The 22,185-nt window shown below is 70.8% G+C and carries 3 protein-coding genes; 1 reads left to right on the top strand and 2 read right to left on the bottom strand.

All coding sequences use genetic code 11. The features are described 5' to 3' along the window. Positions 1–200: 200 nt before the first annotated feature. Positions 201–17,741, bottom strand: coding sequence for a hypothetical protein (locus tag AOM45_RS04380; protein WP_059362212.1), 17,541 nt, complete (start codon positions 17,739–17,741; stop codon positions 201–203). Positions 17,742–20,064: 2,323 nt separating this feature from the next. Here AOM45_RS04380 and AOM45_RS04385 point away from each other — a divergent pair. Continuing rightward, a complete protein-coding gene (locus AOM45_RS04385) occupies positions 20,065–20,481 on the top strand; it encodes a hypothetical protein (protein WP_156094296.1) in 417 nt (138 codons plus the stop codon). On the opposite strand, the gene AOM45_RS04390 is transcribed toward AOM45_RS04385, so the two are convergent. Beyond that, complete coding sequence (locus AOM45_RS04390; protein WP_051784527.1) at positions 20,478–22,184, bottom strand: WXG100 family type VII secretion target; 1,707 nt, start codon at positions 22,182–22,184, stop codon at positions 20,478–20,480. The two genes, AOM45_RS04385 and AOM45_RS04390, sit on opposite strands and share 4 nt — an antisense overlap. Position 22,185: the final 1 nt, after the last annotated feature.

Consider the following 22,185-nt stretch of genomic DNA (forward strand, 5'->3'; position numbering starts at 1 on the left):
CCTGTTCCTGAGTACTGCGCTCCGATCGGGCACAGTACGTGATCTTCATTCTTTTTAGAAGAGGTTCTTTCAACGGTCAGCAGAAGTGTGATCAGGGCGCCCACCAGGATGTTTGCTTCGTCAACGAAGAGTTGGCAGGTGTTTATGGAAGACAACTCTGCGTAGGCATCGCGCGTTGTTCACTGGGCCGATCGGCTGATCTACTGGTGCGGCCGGTAGGTGGCCTGCCCGTTCACGACGACGAGATCGACCTCCACGGAGCCCTGGCTTTGCCCGCCCAACGGCGCGAGCACGACAGGCGGCCCGCCCTGGTGGATCACCACGTTGACACCGAGGTGCGTGGCGATCAGGTGCCCGAGCAGGTCGCGCGCGTTGCCGGCACTCCTGTTCTCGTCCGGGTCGGGCCGCATGCTCCAGTTGACGTTCTCGACCAGCGCTCCGTTGAGGTGCACGGGCAACATCGGCCGGCCGGCCGCGAAGTCCGCCGCCGCGCCGGCCACGCTCGGGTCGTTGGCGCCCCGGTTCACCACGTGCTTGCGCAACGCGGCCGCATCGTTTTGCGTGAGGTGCGCAACGGCGGCGTACAGCCCGTTGGGCGTGACCGACGGCGGCGCGGGCCGCGTGAGCACCTCGTTGGCCACGTGCCGCAGCGCCTCGCTGGTCGGGCTCTCGACGTCGTCGTCGAGCATCACCATGTCGACGAGTTCCTGCCGCAGTGCCGCGATCCGTTGCTCGCTCAGCGGCCCGAGGCCGGGTTCGAGCGCGGCACGGTGCTGCCGCGCCAGCTCGGTGAACCCGCTCGCGGTGTCCGTGCCGTCGGCGGCGAGGAGCCCGGCGTCGGTGAACACCTGGTACAGCCACATCGCCTGAGCGGACGTGTCGTTGTCCGGCGCCGGGCGATCGGCGATCACCTCGGCGAGCGGCGGCGGCCCCACGATGTCGGCCAGCGCAGCCTGCTGAGCGAAGTTCGTCGCGCGGTTGTACCCCTTGTCGTGGTTGAAGATCTCCGCCGCCAGCAACTCAGGATTCTCCGCGAGGCTCGGAGTGTTGCCGATCGTGTCCCACAACTGGTGCGCCCAGCTGCCGAACGCCGCCGTGTCGAGGTCGGCGAACAGCTCCCGTTGCGCCGTCTCGATGATCGGGCGTTCGAACTGCCTGATGAACGCGTCGGCGACATGGTCGACGCCATGCTCGGCGATGAGCCTCGCCACCTCGTCGGTCCGGGTGTGCAGGACGACCGAAGCACGCAGCAGGTGCAGCCCCGCCTCCGACTGCACGTACTTCCGCGGATCCGAGCTCAGCACGGACTCCACCGACCTCATCAACGGCGAAGCGTCGGCCATCGCGGAGGTGGCCAACCCGGAGAGCTGGTCGTCCAGAGGGGGTGGCGGGTCGGAGGTTTCCGCGGAGTCGTCCGGGGCGGTAGACGCTTCCGCGGGGCCCTCCGGTGCAGCGGAGGATCCCGGGGAGTCCTCCAGGGCAGCAGAGGTTTCCGCCGACTGCTCCAAGCGGACGCGGAGATCAGCGGCATTGGCGCGGCCCGGCGCCACCTCGATCTCCACCGCCGCCTCGAGCGCCAGCAGTTCGGCCACGTGTGCGGCGTGGTCGCCGGTGATCTCGACGACCGGCGCCGGGAGTCCCTCCGCCGCGCGGGTGGCCTGGAGCTCCGTGAGCCGTTCGGCCAACCTCTCGACCGCGACCAGCTGCTGGAACGTCAGAGACGTGCCGCCAGGAGGGAAGTCCAGCGACAGTTCGAGTTGCGGGGCGGGCGCCGCCACTGGTGACGCAGGCGTGGACGGCTCAGCCGGCGATGCGGTCGGTTCTCCCGGCGACGCGGAAGCCTCCGTCGGCGGAGGCGGAGGCTGCGGTGGCGGCGCGTTGAACCGGCTCACCTCCTGGTCCACCGCCGCCTTCGCCTCCCACCACGCCCGTTGTGCCTGCGCCGCCTCCACCCGAGTCCGCCCCACTTCGGCCTCGGCCCGCGTGACCTCCGCCCGCAGGTCCTGCTCGGCCCGCACCGCCGACGAGTGCAGGGCTCGCGCGGCCTCCGCGGCCACCTGCGCCTGTCGCAGGTCCTCCTCAGCCGCCCGCACCGCGTCGTCAGCGGCCTCCTGCCGAGCCTGGGCCGTGCCGAGATCGCTCGCCAACTCGGCGTGGCGGTCCCTGGCTCTGGCCGCCAGCTCGGCGGCCCGCGACGCCGCGGCGAGCGCGTCCTCCCGCGCGGCGCTCTCGTCGAGCTGCTCGGCCAACGCCACCTGCTCGGCCAGCGCCGCGTCCAGCTCGGTCTGGTAGACCGCGTCAGCCCCTTCGTCCACAGCGGACTGAGCGCGCGACACCGCCTGCTCCGCCTCCGCCTGATGGCGTTGTGCCGCAACAAGGGCGGCACTAGCGTCGGCCACGGTGCGGTCGGCGGTCTCAACCTCGCTCTGACGCGTCGTGACCACGGCGAGCTGAGGCGCGACGGCGTTGATGACCTTCTGGGCGGCGTGCCGGGCCTGGTCCGCGGCGACTTCCGCGCTGCGCCAGGCCTTCGCGGCGTCGTGCACACCGGTTTGCGCCGTGCCGAGGTCGTCCGGCAGAGCTCTTCCCAGCGCGGCCGCGGCGTCGGACTCGAACATGCGGACCTGTGCCGCGCCCGGAACGCTCACGTCCACCACGCCGACGCGGCCGCGGCCCAGTGAGGCCACGACGCGGTACTCGACGTCGTAGGCGACCAGTCCGGTGCGGCCCTCGGCCTTGACCATCGACGACGGGTTGTGCGTGGAGCCGCCCGACAGTGCCGCGCTGTCCTCGGCCGCGTGCCGGATCTCCACGCCCGCGACGGAGACGCCGACGTCCGGTTTCGCCGACGTCACGCCACCGGGGCCGAGCGCCACGGCCAGGTCGCCGGTCTCGCTGTGCTTGGCATCGCTCGACGTGCTGCTCGCCACCGAGCGCGGCAGGAACACCTGCACTCCGTCGCTCAGCGCCTCCAGCCGCGGGTTCACCAGCTTCGCGTACACCTTCACCTGCGCGTGCTGGCTCGTCGTCAGCGACGCCTCGTGCAGGCCCGGCACCTCGAACGCGCCGTCCAGCATGCCGGGAAGGTTGGGCTGCAACGACTCCAACGCCAGGCCAGACCGCAACGCGTTCAGCGCACCGGTGCCCTTGCCGGTGAGACCGCTCCCGGCACCGGCACCCGCCAACGCGCGCACCGCCGCGTCCTGCAGGATCTGCGCGCCACGCAGGTTCTCCACCGACGCGAGCGGTGGCAGCACAGCGGAGGTCTCCTGCCATTCCCGCACCGTCCCCGGATCGCCGTCCTCGGCCGGCCGGGTCGTGACGTGAGCGGCGAACGGCGTGTGAGCGGACGACGTCTTCTGGTTGTCGGCGTGCACGCGGACGGACATGTCGACCTCGCCGCTGGTCGCGCGGCCGATCTCCCTGCTCCCCTTCTCCACCACGAGCTCGAACGTCACCGGCACCGTGTAGCGGACAGCGGGCCCGGAACCCACGCGCAGCTGCCCCTGCTGCTTGGTCGTCGACGTGGTCGTGGAGTGCGAGTGCGTCTGGCCCGCGTTCACGGCCGCCGAGCCGCCGACGTTCGCGGACAGGTTCGCGTCACCGGTCTTGGGCAGCGCCGCGCCGGGCACCTTCAGCCCGGCGCCCCAGCCGGTGGCGCCCCCGGCCGTCTCTGAGACCGCGAGGACACCGGTCGCGGTGTGCTCGATCTCCACGCCGTCGTTGACCGCACCCTCGAACACCGGCGTGCCGGGGACGGCTTTCAACGTGACCTGGTAGGTGTCCTTGCCGAACACGCCGGGGTCGTGCACCAGTAGTGGCACGCCGCCGTCCAAAGCGCTGTCCACCAACGCCTTCACGCTCGCGTCCGAGGTGAGGTCCGTCAACCGCCGCAAGTTGTTCATCGAGTCGTCGAGCACCGACTTCGGCAACAGGTTCTTGCCCAGCTTGCCGAGGTTGTCCCGCAGCTGCGGCACCAGCGCCGACAGATCCGGCGCCCGCTCGACCACGCCCAGCCCGAGCGCGCCGGGCTCGCCGGGGCGCAACGTCGACGGTGGCGCCATCGTGCCCTGCTCCACCGCAACGGCCGCGCTCTCCACGGCGGGCAGCACGCCCATGTCGCGCGCGACGTCCTCGCTCACCCGGACGAACACACCGCCAGGCAACGTCACGACGGATCCCGCGACACTGGACGAGCCCTTGCGGACGGTGTTGCCCGCACGGCTCTCCCCGACGACCGTCACCTGGGCGTCCAGCTGCACCAGCACGGTCCGTCCCGTCGCCGGCGTGACCTGGTTGCGATCGACGCTGCCGCTGGTCTCCGTGCCGGTGGTCTTCGTCTTCGACCACGGCGTCCACCTCGCGGCGCCGCCAAGTGCCGTCGAGCCGACAGCGCCCTGCGTCGGCCTCATCGGCGTGTTCAGGCCCGCCGTGACGTCCACGGAACGGGAGTCCGTCCTGCTCTCCCCCGCCTTGAACCCACCGGTGTGCGCGGCCTCGAAACTCGTGTCGTCCGAAATGGACACCAGCTTCGGGTTGCTCAGTCCCACGGCCATGCCGACCGCACCGGTCCGGTCGGCGACCCGGCGGCCGTACTTCATGCCGCTCTCGGTCATGCCCTTGCCCACCAACGTCGGCAGGTTGGCCTTGATGCTCTCCGGACTGAACAGCTTGTCGATCCGGTTGCGGGGCTCGGTTCCCGGCACCGTCAACGCCGTGTCACCGCTCGCGCTCAAGGCCGCGATCGCCGCATCCCGCACCGCTTCGGTGTTCGCCACCGCCTCCACGTGCAGGAACGGCCACGCAGGCGGCTTCGGCGCCGTCAGCAACTGCTGGATCGTCGGTGGGTTCGCCAGCACCACGGGTGCCGCCGCAGGAGCGGGCGCGAACGCCGCCGGATCGGACGACATCGCGGAACCGTCGGACACCCAGAGGTTCACCTTGCCGCTGATCTCGGGCAGGTTCTGGCCCGTCTTCGCGACCGTCTTCGGCTTCGGCACCTGCAACCACGGCGATCCGGGCGTCAGCCGCTTCACCCACGCCCGGTTGCGGCTGAACTTCGTGATCTCCACGTCAAACGTCACGTCGTGCTCGAACAACTGCGCGTTCGGACTGCCACCGGTGAGCCGCGTGGTGCCCACGGTGGGCCCGGCCGTCGTCTTCGTCGCCGTGGTGCTGCTGTACTTCGCCCCGACCGACGGCGTCGGCGTCGCGCTGGTCTTCTTGTTGCTCGCCGGAACGGCGACCTTGGCCTCGACGCCGACGCTCCAGCGCTTCTGCGTCGTCGTCGCGCTGTCCAGCTTCGGTCCGGTGGACGCGGAGCCGCGCACGCTGCGTGCGTCGGCCTGGCCGAGGTGCACGGGGTTCGCGACTCTCGCCTTCACCGTGACGTTGACGAAGTCGTTGGTGGCCAGCCCTTGCCGCTTGAGCTGCACCTGCACACCGGCGCCCAGCAGACTGTCCATTTGCGACTTCAGCGCCGCCGGCGACAGCTCGGTCGCGAGCATGCGCTGGTTCGCCAGCTGGTCCGCCAGGTCCTGCATGTTCTTGCCCGCCCTGCGCGGATCGCTCGTGGCGTCCGCGAACGACGGCAGGAACTTCTCGAAGCCCGCAATCCCGCGCAACGCCCCCTCGACCTGGCTCTGCACCTCGGCGGCAGGCGCGAACGCACCGACCTTCACGGCGCCCGCAGCCGCCGCGCTCGCCAGGTACGGCGGCGGAAACTTCGGTTCCGCGGTCGGCGTCGCGAGGCTCTGCGCGGATCCGGGCGGTACCGGCAGGTTCGCCGCGCCCGCTTCCGGGACGCCCGCACGCAGGTAGGCGGTGGCGTCCACGCCGATCGTGGTGCCGTGCGGCGTTTCGAACTCCAGCCGCACCTTCGTCCGGTACAGCCCCAGATCACCCTTGACCTGGATGCCGGTCCTCGTTGACGCACCCGTGCCCGCGCTCGACGATTCCGTGGTGCGGGCCGAATAACCGGCGCTGACGCTGGCCGAACCGCCGACCTCGTTCTTCACGGAGGCGCCGCCGCCGACCGCGACACTCGCGTCGAACCCGCTCTTCGTCGCCGCGCTGACACCCGTGCTGATGGCCGCCGTCTCGTGCAGCCGCAGGTTGATCGACGAGGTGGTGCCGACCAGCTCAGCACTCACCGGCACGGCTCGCATCCGGACCACACCGCCACGGCTGCCGTGCGGACTGCTCAGATCCGGCGACACGACCCAGCCGTTCAGCGCAGCACCCAGGTTGTCGCGGATCGACGTGGGCGACAGGAACTCCTGCAACGCCGTCCGCCCCGGCGCCCCCAACTTGGTCACACTGGGATGCAACTGCCGCGCGATGTCCTCGAACGCTTTGGCCGAGTCGAGATCGGTGACGGCCTCCGGCGCGGGGTGTTCGAGCGTGCCCGTCCACGGCACCTCGGTGAGCCCCGGATCCGCCGGCGTGAGGGAGTCGCCGGGAACGCGCAGGCTCACGTCCTGTGCCACCACCACGGGTTCGCCGACCCGGTTGCCGCGCGCGTCGGTCAGCGTGACCTCGTACGTCACCGGCACCTTCGCGTCGAACGCGGCTTCACCGGAGCGGATCATCCGCTGGTCGGTGGTGGACGTGCCCGTCGTCGTGCTCGTCACCGGCCGCGCCAGGGCCGCCCTGCCCGCCACCGTGCCCTGCGCCCCGACCGCCATGCCGACCGATACCGCGCCACCGACGTCACCGGCCGTGCCGATGGTCCCGGTCTGCGACGTGGCCGTGCCGCTCACCGCGGCGAAATCGATCTTCGTCTTGGGCGCGAGGACGCTGTCGGTCCCGGTGCCGAGCGTGGCCTTGACGCCCGCCTCGAACCAGTCCTTGCCCACCTTGATCTGGAAGGTCCTGCCCTTGCCCAGGAACGACTCGAAGTTCTGGCTCAACGCGGGCGCGATCTGGTCGACACCGCGCGGAGTGACACCTCTGCGCTGCGGCAGCAGCCCGTTGACCGCCTGCGTGATCTCGCGGCCACCGTTCACCTCGACGGTCGAGACGGTGCCGAGCGCCGCGCCGTCCTGGAAGAACGGCGGCAGCGCACGTGACGGCAGCACCGGAGCGGGCCGCGTCGGCTTCGTCACGGCGTCGTGAGGCCTGCTCCCGCTCGCGGTGGCGGCGTCGTGCGAGTCCAGCCGGGTGTCCGGCACCATGACCTGGCTGGTGGCGGTGCGTTCGATCAGCCACAGGTGCCGCGGCCGCAGCCCGGCGGCCTCGTGCACGTCCGCACTCATCATGCCGTCCTCGTGCACACCCGACCGCTGCTCGTGCGCCAGGAACACCCGCGACTGGTCGCGGTACTCGTCCGGAACACCGAGGTAGTGCACCGTCTCGTGGGCGAGCACGGCGGGACTGGCGGCCGGGTTCCAGTGCGTCTGGTCGGTGCCGGTGTCGCCGACCTCGATCGTGGTGTGCGCGTCCGCGGGGTTGTCGGTGAACTCCAGGTTGACGTGGAACTGGTCCCCACCCGGCAGCCGGAAACCCTTGTTCAGCAACGAGTTCACGCCGTCGTGGGCGTTGGTCCGCACCTGCTCGAGCACGGCGGGATCGGCGGACCGCAGGTGCACCTTGACGGTGTACTCCTGCACGAACCTGCCGGGGCTGGTCTCGATCCGCCGCAGGTCGTAGCGGACGAGCCCCTGGTAGGACCGGACGTTGGACGGCGTGCTGTCCGTGGTCACGTCCGCGACCTCGGTGTCGACCGTGCGCACGTGCGCACCGGCGCGGCGCTCCGCCCACACCTCCGGCGACACCGGATCGCTGGGCGCGAACCATTCGGCGGTCGCGGCGGGACTGTGCCGCCACGACTCGTCGTCGATGACCTTCTTGTCGCCGCGCGGCGCTTCGGTCACCTGCGGTGCGCTGTCACGAGGTCCGTGGTCCGGGGGCGCGGGCCGGGTCGGTGAAGTCGCCGCAACCTGCGAGGCAGCCGTGGTCAGTGGGGCAGCCGTGGTCGGCGCCGTCGGCGTGACCGTCGCGACCCCCGGAGCTGCTGCGTTGAACCGGCCGACCTCCTGGTCCACTGCCGCCTTGGCCTCCCACCAAGCCCGCTGAGCCTCCGCCGCCTCCGCCCGAGTCCGTTCCACCTCCGCCTCGACGACGGCGATCTCGGCCCGCACGTCCTGCTCCGCCCGCACCACCGCGTCGTGCGCCGACCGTGCCGCGTCCAGCGCGGCCTCGGCCTGCCGCAAGTCCTCCTCCGCTGCGAGCACGGCACCCTCGGCGGCCGCGTGGTGGGCCTGCGCGGTGCCGAGATCGATCACGACCTCGCTGTGCAGATCCCGGGCCCGAGCCACCAGCTCGGCCGTCCGCGCTGCCGTGGCCAAGGCGTCCTCGTGCTCCCGAACGGCCTGCTCACGTGCCGCCACGGCGAGCTGCGAGGCGAGCTCGGCGTTGAGCTCGTTCGCCCGCAGGAGGTCCGCCGCCTCGTCCACCGCGATCTGTGCCCGCGACACCGCCTCACCGGCTTCGGAGCGTTGCCGTTGTGCGGTTTCCAGCCTGGTCGCAGCGTCCGCCACACCCCGTTCGGCGGTGGACAGCGAGTCCGCTCGCGCGGTCACCTCCGCCAGCCGCGGCGCCAGCGAGTTGATGGTCGTCTGGGCCGAGTGGCGTGCCTCGTCAGCGGCTACTTCCGCGGCACGCCACGCCTTCGCCGCGTCGTGCACGCTGGTCTGCGCCGCGCCGAGGTCGTCGGGCAGCGGACGGCCCAGCGCGGTTTCGGCGTCGGCCGCGTGCATGCGGACCTGGGCCGAGCCCGGCACCACCAGGTCGACGACGCCCGTCCTGCCCTTGCCGAGGTCCGCGACGACGCGGTACTCGACGTCGTAGCTCACGAGACCCGTGCGGCCCTCGGTCTTGAACGCCGCTGACGGGTTGTGCGTCGTACCGCCCGACACCGCGGCGCTGTCCTCCGACGCGTGCCGGCCCTCCACGCCGCCGGCGGAGAACCCGAGGTCCGGCTTCTTCGACGTCACGCCGCCCGGTGCCACCGCGACCGACACGTCGTGGGACTCGGTCTTCTTGGCCTCGCTCGACATCGCGCCCGTGGTCGACCGGGTCGTCGACACCGCGACGCCGTCACTCAGCGCTTCGAGCCTGGGGTTGACGAGTTTCGCGTACACCTTCAGCCGGGCGTGCTGGCTCGTGGTCACCGACGCCTCGTGCAGGCCTGGCACCTCGAACGCGCCGTCCAGCATGCCGGGAAGGTTGGGCTGCAACGACTCCAGGGCCAAACCCGACCGCAAGGCGTTCATCGCGCCGGTGCCCTTGCCGATGAGACCGCTCCCGGCACCGGCACCCGTCAACGCCCGGACAGCCGCGTCCTGCAGGAGCTGGGCCCCGCGCAGGTTCTCCACCGAGGCGAACGGCGGCAGCGCAGTCCCCTGCCACTCGCGCACCCGCTCGGGAGTCCCCTCCTCGGCAGGCCGGGTCGTGGACGACGGCGTGGACGTCGCGGGCGGAGAAGCCGTGGTCTTCTGGTTGTCTGCGGGCACGCGGACGGACATCTCGACCTGGCCGCTGCTCGCCCGGCCGATCTCCTTGCTCCCCTTCTCCACCACCAGTTCGAACGTCACCGGCACCGTGTAGCGCGCGGCAGGGCCGGACGCGGAACGGGTGTGACCGACCTGTCTGGTCGTCGACTCGGTCGTCGACCAGGACTGGGCCTGGCCCGCGTTCGCCGCCACCGAACCGCCGACGCTGGCGGACACGTTGGGATCGCCGGTCTTGAGCAAACCCGACGCGGGCACCTTGAGACCGACGCCCCAGCCGGTCCCGCCGCCGCTCGTCCTCGTCACGACCTGCGTGCCCGTGGACGTGTGCTCGATGTCGATGCCGTCGTTGACCGCACCCTCGAACACCGGCGTGCCGGGGACCGCCCTCAACGTGACCTGGTACGTGTCCTTGCCGAACACACCGGGATCGTGCACCAGCAACGGCACACCGCCGTCCAAAGCGCTGTCCACCAACGCCTTCACGCTCGCTTCGGACGTGAGATCGGTGAGGCGCCGCAGGTTGTTCATCGAGTCGTCGAGCACCGACTTCGGCAACAGGTTCTTGCCGACCTTGCCGAGGTTGTCCCGCAGCTGCGGCACCAGGCCGGACAGGTCCGGCGCCTGCTCGACCAGCCCGAGTCCCAGCAACGTCGACGGCGACGCCATCGTGCCCTGCTCGACCGGCGGCGCCGTGCTCTCGACGGACGGCAGCACACCCATGTCGCGAGCGACGTCCTCGCTCACCCGGACGAACACCCCGCCCGGCAACGAGATCACGGACCCCGCCCGGCTGGTCGAGCCCTTGCGGACGGTGTTGCTCGCGCGGCTCTCACCGACGACCGTCACCTGGGCGTCCAGCTGCACCAGCACGGTCCGGCCGGTGGCGGGCACGACCCGGTTGCGGTCCACGCCACCGGTCACGTCGGCGCCCGTCGTCTTCGACTTCGACCAGGGCGTCCACTTCGCGGTGCCGCCCAGCGCGGTCGACCCGACGGCGCCCTTCGTGGGCCGCATCGGCGTGTTCAGCCCGGCCGTCACGTCGACCGAACGGGAGTCCGTCGTGCTCTCCCCCGTCTTGAACCCGCCCGCGTGCGCGGCTTCCACGCCCACGTCGTCCGAAATGGACACGAGCTTCGGGTTGCTCAGTCCCACCGCCATGCCGACCGCACCGACCCGGTCGGCGACCCGGCGGCCGTACTTCATGCCGCTCTCGGTCATGCCCTTGCCCACCAACGTCGGCAGGTTGGCCTTGATACTCTCCGGACTGAACAGCTTGTCGATCCGGTTGCGGGGCTCGGTTCCCGGCACCGTCAACGCCGTGTCACCGCTCGCGCTCAAGGCCGCGATCGCCGCATCCCGCACCGCCTCGGTGTTCGCCACCGCCTCCACGTGCAGGAACGGCCACGCAGGCGGCTTCGGCGCCGTCAGCAACTGCTGGATCGTCGGCGGGTTCGCCAGCACCACGGGTGCCGCCGCAGGAGCGGGCGCGAACGCCGCCGGATCCGTCGACAGCGTCGAGCCGTCCGACACCCACAGGTTCGCCTTGCCGGTGATCTCCCGCAGGTTCACCCCGGTCTTCGCGATCGTCTTCGGCTCCGGCACCTGCAACCACGGCGAACCCGGCGTGAGCCGCTTGACCCACGCGCGGTTGCGGCTGAACTTCGTGATCTCCACGTCGAACGTCACGTCGTGCTGGAACAGCTGCGCGTTCGGGCTGCCGCTGGTCGACCGCGTGCTGCCCACGGTCGGTCCCGCGGAGGTCTTCGTCGCGGTCGTGCTGGTGTACTTGGCGCCCACCGATGGCGTCGGAGTCGCGGTGGTCTTCTTGCTGATCGCGGGGATGACGACCTTGCCTTCGACGCCGGCGCTCCAGCCCTTCTGGGTGGTGGTCGCGCTGTCGAGCTTCGGCCCGGTCGAGGCCGACCCGCGCACTTTGCGCTGGTCGGCCTGTCCGAGGTGGACCGGGTTGGTCATCCGCGCCTTCACCGTCACGTTGATGAAGTCGTTGGTGGCCATGCCCTGTCGCTTGAGCTGCACCTGCACACCGGCGCCGAGCAGACTGTCCATTTGCGACTGGAGTGCGGTCGGAGAGAGCTCGGCCGTCAGCTTGCGCTGGTTCTCCAGCTGGTCCGCGAGCGCCTGCATGTTCTTGCCGGCCTTGCGCGGATCGCTCGCGGTGTCGGCGAACGACGGCAGGAACTTCTCGAAGCCGGGAATCCCCCGCAACGCCCCTTCGACCTGGCTCTGCACCTCGGCGGCAGGCGTGAACGCACCGACCTTCACCGCACCCGCGGCCGCGGCGCTCGCCAGGTAGGGCGGCGGGAACTTCGGCTCGGGCGTGGGAACCGTGAGCTCCGTCGACACGTCGGGCGGCACCGGCAGGTTGGCCGCGCCCGCCTCCGGCAGACCCGCGCGCAGGTACCCCGTGGCGGTGACCGGGATCGTGGTGCCGTGCGGGGTCTGGAACTCCAGCCGCATCTTCGTCCGGTACAGCCCCAGATCACCCTTCACCAGGATGCCGGTCTTCACCGTCGCGCCCGTGCCGGCGCTCGACGACTCCGTGGTGCGCGCCGAATAGCCGACGCTGACGCTGGCCGAACCGCCGACCTGGCCCGAGACCGAAGCACCACCACCAACTGTGACGCCGGCGTCGAACCCGGTCTTCGTCGCCGCGCTCAGTCCCGTGCTGATGGCCGCGGACTCGTGCACCCGCAAGGTGGCCGACGCCGTCGTGCCGACGAGCTCCGCGCTCAGCGGCACGGCCCGCATCCGGACCACACCACCACGGCTGCCGTGCGGACTGCTCAGATCCGGCGACACGACCCAGCCGTTCAGCGCAGCACCCAGGTTGTCCCGGATCGTCGACGGCGACAGGAACTCCTGCAACGCCGTCCGCCCCGGCGCCCCCAGCTTGGTCACACTGGGATGCAACTGCCGCGCGATGTCCTCGAACGCCTTCGCCGAGTCCAGATCGGTGACGGCCTCCGGCGCGGCGTGTTCGGGAGTCTTCGTCCACGGCGTCTCGGTCAGACTCGGGTCCGCCGGGGTGATCGCGACCAGATCGCCGGGGATCTGCAGCCCCACCTCCTGCCGCACCGAAACCGGGGCGCCGACCTGGTTCCCGCGCGCGTCGGTCAGCGTGACCTGGTAGGTGACCGGCACCTTCGCGCCGAAGGCCTCGTCGGTGGAGCCGATCGCCCGCTGGTCGGTCGTGGACGTGCCCGTCGTCGTGCTCGTGACGGGCCGGGCCAGCGCGGCCTTGCCCGCCACCGTTCCGGTCGCGCCGACCGCCATGCCCAGCGTGAGCGCACCACCGACATCGCCCGCCGTGCCGATGGTTGTGGTCTGCGTGGTGGAGTTGCCGCTCTGCGCGGTGAAGTCGACCTTCGTCTTGGGCACGAGGTCGCTGTCGGCCCGCATACCCAGGGTGGCCTTGACGTTCGCCTCGAACCAGTCCTTGCCGACCTTGATCTGGAAGCTGCGCCCGTTGCCCAGGAACGACTCGAAGTTCTCGGTCAACGCGGGCGTGATCTGGTCGAGGCCGCGCGGGGTGACGCCCGCGCGTTGCGGCAGCAGGCCGGCGATGGTCTGGGTGATCTCCGGTCCGCCGTTGACCTCGACGGCGGCGATGGTGCCGAGCGCCGCGCCGTCCTGGAAGAACGACGGCAGCTCGCCCGCCACCGAGGCGTCGCGGGCGGAGGCGAAGTCGTCCTCGGTGAACGAGGCGTCGTCAGCGGACAGGAAGCCGTCCGACGCAAGGGAGTCGGAGTGCTCGAGGATCGGTGGCAGGCCGGAGGTGCTGGGGCCTGCGGGAGGTGCGGACGGGGTGGGCGGAGCGGGAGTCGTGTCGGCATCCGGCATCGCGCTCGCGCCGGGAGCCGTGCTCGCATCCGGTGCCGGGCTCGCATCCGGTGCCGGGCTCGCATCCGGTGCCGTGCGGGGCGCCGAAGCTGGCGCGGGGGCAGGCGCAGCGCCCGGTTCGTTCAGCCGCGTGTCGGGAACCATCACCTGGCTGTTCGCGATGCGCTCGATCAGCCACAGGTGGCGGGGCAGCACCGCGGCGTCGGGCAGGTAGAGGTCCGCGCCCATCATGCCGCCGTCGTCGGTGTGCACGCCGGAGCGGGACTCGCGTTCCAGGAACACCCGCGTCGCGTCGACGTACTCGTCCGGGGCGCCGAGGTAGTGCAGCACCTCGTGCGCGTACACGCCGGGCGTGGCGGTGGGGTTCCACTCCAGCTGGTTCGAGTGGACGTCCTTCACCTCGACCGTCGTGTGCGCGTCCGCCGCGTTGCCGGTGAACTCGACGTTGAGGTGGAACTGGTCACCGCTGGGCAGCCGATAACCCTGGTTCAGCAGGGAGTCCACGCCCTCGTGCGTCTTCGCGCGCACCTGGTCCAGCACGGCGGGATCGATCCCCGTCGCGGGCTTCAGGTGCACCTTGACCGTGTACTCCTGGACGAACTGCCCAGGGGCGACCTCGATCCGACGCAGGTCGTAGTTGACCAGCGTGCGGTACATCGAGACGTTCGACGGCGTGCTGTTCGTGGTAACACCGGCGATCTCGGTGTCCACGGTGCGCACGTGCGCACCGTCGCGGCGGTCCTTCCACGCGTCCGGCGACACGGGATCGCGCGGCTCGAACCAGTCCGCCGTCGCCGCTGAGCTGTGCCGCCACGACTCGTCGTCGATGGTCTTCTTCTGTGACACGAGCTCGGGCGCCGTCCGTGGTGGGTGCACCTTGCCGTCCGGTCGCTTGAGCTCCCAGTCCACCCGGACGTCGGCGCCGGTCGTCCTGCCGGGCACGACCTGGACGTCCACGAGCCCGCTCAGCCTGGCGCCGAGAACGCTGGTGACCGCCGCCGCGCGCGGGCCGGAGACCTCGACCTTCGGCGGCAGGTAACCGAGGTCCGCGCGCCTGGTCACCGCGTCCACGAGGCTGTCGGCGAGCGTGCGCACCTGAGCCGACTGCTGTGGCGTCAGTCCGGTGACACCGGGCGCGAAGTCGAACGCCAGCTCGACCGGCGCGGTCCGCGGGGCGGGCGCGGTGGTGGGGCTCGTGCTGCCGAGCCGGGTCTGGTGCTCCCGGATGGTGTCCGCGTCGCGGAACATGTCCGCCAGCTTCGCCATCTTTTCGCTGGCGTCGCTGTTCCTGGTGTACTCGAAGTGCCTGCCGTCCGGTGTCTTCGTGATCCCGTCCTGGCCGGCATCGAACCGGTTCGTGAACGAGTTGGGTCCTTTGTGGACCTCGCCGTCGCGGTCGACGTAGCTGCTGTGCGTGGTGTAGGAGGAGAAGTCCGCCTGGTAGTACTGGTGGAACTCCTCGAACAGCTTCTTCGCGTTCTCCGGCCGGGCCTGCGGGTCGATCTTGGCGGCGAGGTCGTTGAGGAACGTGAAGGTCTCGTCGGCGGTGATCTTGTTGCGCAGGTAGAAGCCGAACGGGTCGGAGTCGACGATCGCCCTGGCGGCCTTGAAGTCCCTGTCGTTCTCCCACAGCCCGCGGTAGCGGTCCATCATCTCGACGGCGAGCTTGTGCTCGGGTTCGCGGTCGTGCTGCCCCTGGCCGTCGCCGAACTGGTTCTTGGCGTTGACCTTCTCGATGTCGTGGAACAGGATCGCCTTCGCCAGCGCGTCCACGGGCAGGAGCCGCGTGTCCGGGTTCTCGTTCGCGGTGAGATCGAGGTACTGCCCGAGCACCATCTGCGCGTGCTCGTAGAACGTGTAGACGCCCTTGGTGCCGGGCGCGCGGAAGGGCTCCTTCTGAACCTTGGTGGCGACCTCGTCGAACTTCCGGTCGAGCTCGGGATGCCGGCTGATCAGCTCCTTGACCGCCGCCTCCGGGTCGCGCGTCTCCCCGATGATCGCGCTCAGCTGGTCGCCGGTCTGCCGTTGTGCGGCGAGTTCGGCCGGACGCTGCTGCTTCCACTCGTGGAACGAGTTCGGGAACGGCGTCTCCCCGTACGGACGGGTGTTGAAGTCCAGACCGATGCGCTCGGCGTCGGTGGACATCAGCGCGCCGATCTCGGCCTGGGTGGCGATGCCGGGCACCTTGGCCATCAGCGCGTCGACCGCGGCCCGGTCGACCGGGTCGAAGACGAACCCGGCCAGCTCGTGCTCGGCGCGCGTCCTCGCGTCGTGCGCGACGGCGTCGGCGATGGCGTTGCGGAAGTCCTGGTCCGCGAGCGCCAGCGCCGGGTCGTTCTTCAACGCGCTGCTGATCGCGGCTTCCAGGTCCGGCAGCACCTCGTTCTGCACCACGGCCCGCAGCTCGGCGGGCTGCGTGCCGGCGAGGTCCTTGCCGGTGAACGAGTTCAGCGCCCCGCTGACCGCCGGGCCGAGCACCTTGTTCTCGGCGACGTCGGCGATCCGGGCGGTGTCGAGGTGAGCGTCGACCGAGGGCAGTTCCAGGCCTGCCATGCGCTGCACGACGATGTCGCCGAGCACCTTGACCCGGTCGCCGCTGAGCCAGCTCCCCTTGGCGCCGCTCCTGTCGGCCGCCACGACCTCGGCGAGCGGGCCGAACTCGTCCTTCAACGCCTGGAGCGCCGGGCCGTCGATCTTCTCCGGCACCTTCCTCGCGACGACCTCCCCGAGCACCGCGGTGAGCCCGTCGACTTCAGCTTTGAGCACGTCGCGCATCTGGTCGCCCAGCGCGTTCGCCACGTCCTGGCGGCTCTGCTCGTCGAGCAGCGCGAGGTCCGGGTGAGCCGCGACGTTCTCCTTGAACTTCGCGACCGTCACGTCGACCACCGCGGCGTCGAAGGTCTTGAGCTTGCCGCTCTTCGGTTTCACCCCGTTCTTCATCACCGCGTGCATGTCTTTTCGGGAGGTCACACCGGACTTCATGTCCTTGACGGCCTTGTCGACCGTCTTCGGCAAGTCCGCCACGGCCTGCGGCACGACCTTCTCGCGCAAGGCCTTCTGGAACACGGCCTCGTTCACGCCCGGCGTGTCCGCGTGGGCGAGGTGGTCCCGCAGCGCCGGTCCGCCGGTGGACAGCACGTCGGTGACCTTGCTGACGTTGGCCGCGGCCGGTCCGACCTCGTTGAGGAACTGGTTGAGCCGCTGGGTCCGCGCCTCGAAGCTGGTGTCGTCGGGCGGTGCGACCGCCTTGCCGGGGTTGGGGATGCTGTCGGCGTCGGGTTCGATGAGGGCGTCGGGGATGCGGATGTCCTGTGTGGACTGAATCCACGTGAGGTGGTGTTCCCGCAGCTTGGTGGCGATCTCGTGCAACTTGTGGGCGTCGTTGAGGAACTTGGCGTCCCACTCGCCGTTCTTCATCGCCCACTTGAACCAGGGGTCGTAGTTCTTGCCCAGGGCGTCGCTGCGGAAGTCGGGGTCCAGCCCGACCCGCTCGTACAGCTCCGCCACGGGCACGACCCTGCCGGCCAGGGCGGGGAAGTCGAAGTCCTCGTCGGGATTCGACGGATAGCTGATCAGCGACCCCGGCACGGCCTCGTTCATCAGCTCGTCGAGCTCGGCGCCGCCGACGCCGAACTGGTTGGCCTCACCGCGCACGTCGACGTTGAAGGTGGGGACGTCGGTGACGGCCTCGACCGTGGCGCTGCTGGTGATCCGGTTGAACGTGTCCAGCGGCACCAGGAACGACCGCAGCACGGGCCGCTTGAGCGCGGACGACGGATCCTTGGGGTTGATGGGCCTGCCGCCTTCGGCCTGCTCGTACTTCGCCAGCCACTGCAGCGCCCGCAGCGGCCGGCCACCTCCGGCCCAGAGCTGGGAATTGTTGCCGGGATTGACGTTCAGCGCACCGGTGTGCGGATCCTGCTGGATGTCCTTGAAGGGCGGCTGGGCGGCGCTGAGGTCGGCAGGGTTCACGACCGCGGTGTAGAGCCGCACGTGGTGTCGCCCCGCGATGGTCTCGATCTCGAACTCCCCGCGGTGCAAGGCGTGCCACTCGTCGCCGACCCCGCGCTTGGTGGGCCCGGGGTACGACACGCCGGGCCGTCCGATGTGGACTGTCTCCTTAGTGGCCTGGTACCGCACCTCCCCGTTGGCGTTCGTGGTTTCGACGACGTGCACCGGCCTGCCGGTGACGGGCCCGAACGAGGTGAACCGCCCGTCCTGTCCGAGCACGTGAACCCTCGCGTCGGCGGTCCTGGCGATGTCGTCGAAGGTGCCCGTGGCGCTGGGCGTTGGACCGTTGGGGTCCAGCGTGGTGGCGATGGCGTTGGCCAGGCTGGTGTGCTCGTCGGTGCCGGGCACGTCCACGGGTTCCAGACCGTGGAGTTCGAGGGCGAGGTCGACCGGGGTCGGCTGGGTCTCGGCGGTCCGGCTTTCGTTTTGCTGCTTCGGTTTCGTGGTGTTGGTGGGGGCTGGCGGGAACAGTGCTGCCGCGGCGATGGGCTGGGCTGGTTGCGGAGTGACGGACGGAGCTGGGGCGCCCGCCTTGGCCGGGGACGGCGCGGCCGTTGGCTGGGGGCTGGTCGGCTGTGGCGCTGGTGGGGCCGGCTTCGCCGACGGCTGTGCACCTGTCGGGGCCGTGGCAGGTCCTGGCGTTCCGCTGGGGGCGGCTGGCGTCGAGGGAGTCGTGTTGGGGGCGGCCAGGCCGCCGGTGCGGGTGGCAGGCGCGCTCGTCGTGCCGGCAGGTGTGCCTGGTGTGGTGCCAGGAGTGCCTGCTTTGGTGCTGGGCGTGGTGCCAAGGGCGGTGGTCGGGCCGTTGGTTACCGCGGGCCCTCCGGATGGTGCCGGCTTGCCGCCAGGGACCGCAGGCGCACCGACTGGTGCCGGCTTGCCATCAGGTACCACTGGCTTGCTGGCTGGCGCTGGCTTGCCATCAGGAACCACCAGCCCACCGGACGACGCGGCCTTGTCACCAGTAACCGCAGGCCCACCCGCTGGCGCTGGCTTGCCGTCAGGAACCACCGGCCCACCGGTTGGCGCCGACTTGGCACCGGGAGCACTGGGGTCAGCGCCCCTCTCACCGACGGGGACGCTCGCCTTGGCCTCGGGCCCAGCCGGCGCGGCACCCACTCCCTTGCCGCCCAACGGCCCGCCGGCCCTCACGTCGGCAGGAGCGCCCAGAACCTTGCCACCGTCGGAGGCGCCGGTCCGCGTGCCCCGCACGTCCGGCCCGGCGACCGTCGACGTGCCGGATCCCGCAACCCCGCCCGACCCAGCAACATTCCCAGGTCCGGCCACCTTGCCCGCAGACCCCGAACCGGCTTTCTTCTCCCCCACCGGACCACCCGCGACCGACGGCGCGTTCGCCGCCACCGGACCGCCAGTTCCCGCCGATCGGCCACCAGGTCCGCTCGTCTGCGACCCGCTCCGTTCTCCGGGCACGCCGAGCCCACCGGGCGAGGCGCCTCGATCGCCGGACGCAGCGGGCTGACCACCAACACGAGTTCCGCTGCCGCCAGAGGAAGCGGGCGCACCACCGACGGACGGGGTGGCAGCCTTGCCGGCACCTCCGCCACTCGTCACCGGCGACGGCTTGGCGCCATCTCCAACGGTCCCCTTGCCAGGCGCCTGCGACACCGAGGGCCCACCAGCAGCCTTGGCCGCACTCGAACCGCCCGAGACCGTCGGTGCCGGCGAGACAGCGGGTCCGCCCGACCCGGCACTCTTCGCCGCACCGGCACCCGGACCGCCCGCAACCGTCCCCGGCGCGGACACCGCAGGACCGCCGGTCCCGGCACCCTTCGACGGACCAGCACCCACGCCACCAGGGATCGTTGGTGCCTTCGACGCGACCGGCCCACCCGGAACAGCACCCTTCGCAGAACCCGCACCAGGTCCACCCGCGACCGTCGGCACCTGCGACACCCCGGGCCCGCCACCAGCAGCGGTCCTCGCCGGACCAGCAGCCGGACCACCGGGGACCGTCGGCGCCTTCGAGACGGCAGGCCCACCAGACGCAGCAGCACCCTTGGCCGGACCAGCACCCGTCCCACCAGCGATGGCCGGCGCGGCCGACACGCCAGGCCCACCCGGCGCGGCAGCCTTCGAAGCACCAGGGCCAGTACCACCTGGGATCGTCGGCGCCTTCGACACCCCAGCACCACCGGGCCCCGTCCCCTTCACAGGACCAGCACCGGTACCGCCGGCGATGGTCGGGGCCGCCGACACGCCAGGCCCACCGGGACCCGCGGCCTTCGCCGGACCAGCACCCGTCCCACCGGCAATCGTCGGCGCGGCCGACACCCCAGGCCCACCCGGTGCAGCGCCCCGAGAAGGACCAGCGCCAGTGCCACCCGCGATCGTCGGCGCCTTCGACACAGCCGGCCCACCAGGCGCAGCACCCTTAGCCGCACCGGCACCCGAGCCACCAGCAATCGTCGGCGCGGCCGACACCGCAGGCCCACCAGGCGCAGCGCCCTTGGCCACACCGGCCCCCGAACCACCAGCAATCGTCGGCGCCTTCGAGACCACCGGCCCACCAGGCGCAGCACCCTTCGCCGGACCAGCACCCGAACCACCAGCGATCGACCCGGGCTTCGACACCACAGGCCCACCCGGCCCGCTCCCGCGCGAAGCCCACGTCGCAGGCCCACCCCGCGGCGGCTTCGCGTTGGTGGTCGGGTCGACGCCCTTGAACGTCGAGGCGTTGTGCGTGTCCGCGTCCAGGGAGGTGGCGGCCGTCGCCTTGAGTCCCGACTGCACCTTCCCGAACGCCTGGGCGCCCGCGTCGGCCTGGGCTACGGCCCTGTCGTTCGACGCGTTCAGGGACGGCACGGCGAACAGGCCGATCGGGCCCAGCGAGTTCGCGCCCAGGTTCAGGCCCCGCAGGCCCGACGAGATCGACGACAGGCGGGACTGCAGGTCTCCGGCGCTGCTCTGGAGACGCTGCATCGACGAGTCGTTCATGGAGAAACCGGTGTTGCCGGTGGGCCCCGAACTACTTCCGACAGGAGAGGGAGCAGCCGGGGTCGGCGCCGGATTCGAGGAAACGGACGGGTTGGGGTTGACGTTCCCCTTGGCCATTGCCGGTTCTCCAGGAGACGACTAGTGCTTCACGGTGGGGCTGGACGTGTCCGGGGCATCCGACGAACCCGAACCACCGAAGGCGCCCTTCAGCGCATCCGTGTAGCCGGTCGACTCGTTCACCTTGCGGGCGTATGCCAGCGGATCGTCCACATCGGACGGCTCATAGCCAGAACCGGAACCAGAACCCGAAGCCGCAGCCGCGGCCTCGCCCGCCGCTTTGGCCTCGGCCGCGGCGGACTCCAGCGACTTGCCCGCCGACCGGGCCTCCCGTGCCGCCTTCTCGGCCGCCGCGACGTCGGCGTCCGAACCCGATTCGAACGCGCGGGCGTTGGCCTCGGCCGCTGCCGCGTTCTTGGCCATGAAGTCGACGTTCGCCTTCTCGTAGGCCTCGTTGGCGGCCCTCGCGGCATCGTTCTTCGCGGTCACCGCCGGGTCCGCGGTGGTGCCGGTGTACTTCAGGTAGTCGTCGTAGGCCTTCTGCGCCGCCTCGTCCGCGGGCTTTCCGGCCTGCAGGGCGTCGTAGCTGGCCTTGGCGGCGTCGCTCAGCTCGCGGGTCTCGCGGGCCACGTTCTGTGCCGCGGTCACGGCGTCAGCACGGGCGGCGTCGTATTTCGCGTCCGCCGCGTCGTACTTGGCTTTCGCCGCGTCGTAGGCGGCCTGGTTGCCGGAGGCCGCAGCGCGGTTGACCTCGTCGGCCGCGCGCCGGACGTCCGCGGCGGCGGACTGGGTCTTGTCGCCTGCCGCGGACAACGCGTCGTTGGCCTTGCCCACGTCGTCGGCCTGCTTCGACTCCGCTTCCTTCGTGGTCTGGTACTTGGCCGTGGCGTCCGCGGAGACCTTGGTGGCCTCGTCGACCTTGTCCTTCTCGATGTCGTCCTGGACGGCCTTGTCGACCGCCTTGTCGACGCCCTCCGCGGCCTGGTACTCCGCGTAGCTGATCTCGGCGACGTCGGCCGCGTTGTCGAAGCGTTCCCAGTTCTTGCCGAGCTTCTCCATGACGTCGTCGAGGTTGCCGACCTTGCCCATCAGCTTGGACAGCGCGGAAATGACGCGCTGGATCTTCGACCCGAGCGTGAGCGCCAGCTCGGCTGCCTCGCGGCCGATCTGGGCGGCGGCGTAGGCCAGCGAGCCGCCGAACGTGAAGATCGCGCCGAGCAGGCCGATCGCGGCGTTGGCGATCACGGAGCCGACGAACTGGGCGATCGCGTCGCGGACGACGTCCCGCAGCACCGAGACGAGCGTGCCCATCATCGCCACGACCTTGGCCTTGCCCTCGACGCCGTCCGCCAGGCCGTCGAGCTCCCTGCCCATCGTGTCCATGCTCGTCTGGAACTTCTCCGACGCGGCACCGGTCCAGCCGTCGAACGTCGCGAGGCTGCGGCGGTGGTCCTCCGCCAGCACCCGCAGCTCGGCGGCTTTCGCCTTGGTCGCCTCGACGTTGGCCTGGATGTCCTCCGGATCGCCCATCACCTCGTCGAGGGCTTCCTTGAGGATGCTGATGTGCTCCATCAGCCAGCCGAGACCGGCGCCCAGCAGGGAACCGAACGGGTCGAGCACGAGCGAGACCGTCGAGGCCACCGCGCCGATCGCGTTGAACGCGAGGTCGAGCTCGCTCTGGGCCTCCCCGGTGATCGAGTCGATCAGGCTGTCGTAGGCCTCGATGAACAGCGTTCCCTTGTACTTGCTGTCCTCGTCCATGTTGACCAGCAACGGGTCGTCGCTCACA

Source organism: Lentzea aerocolonigenes, from assembly GCF_000974445.1.
Classification (GTDB): Bacteria; Actinomycetota; Actinomycetes; order Mycobacteriales; family Pseudonocardiaceae; genus Lentzea; species Lentzea aerocolonigenes.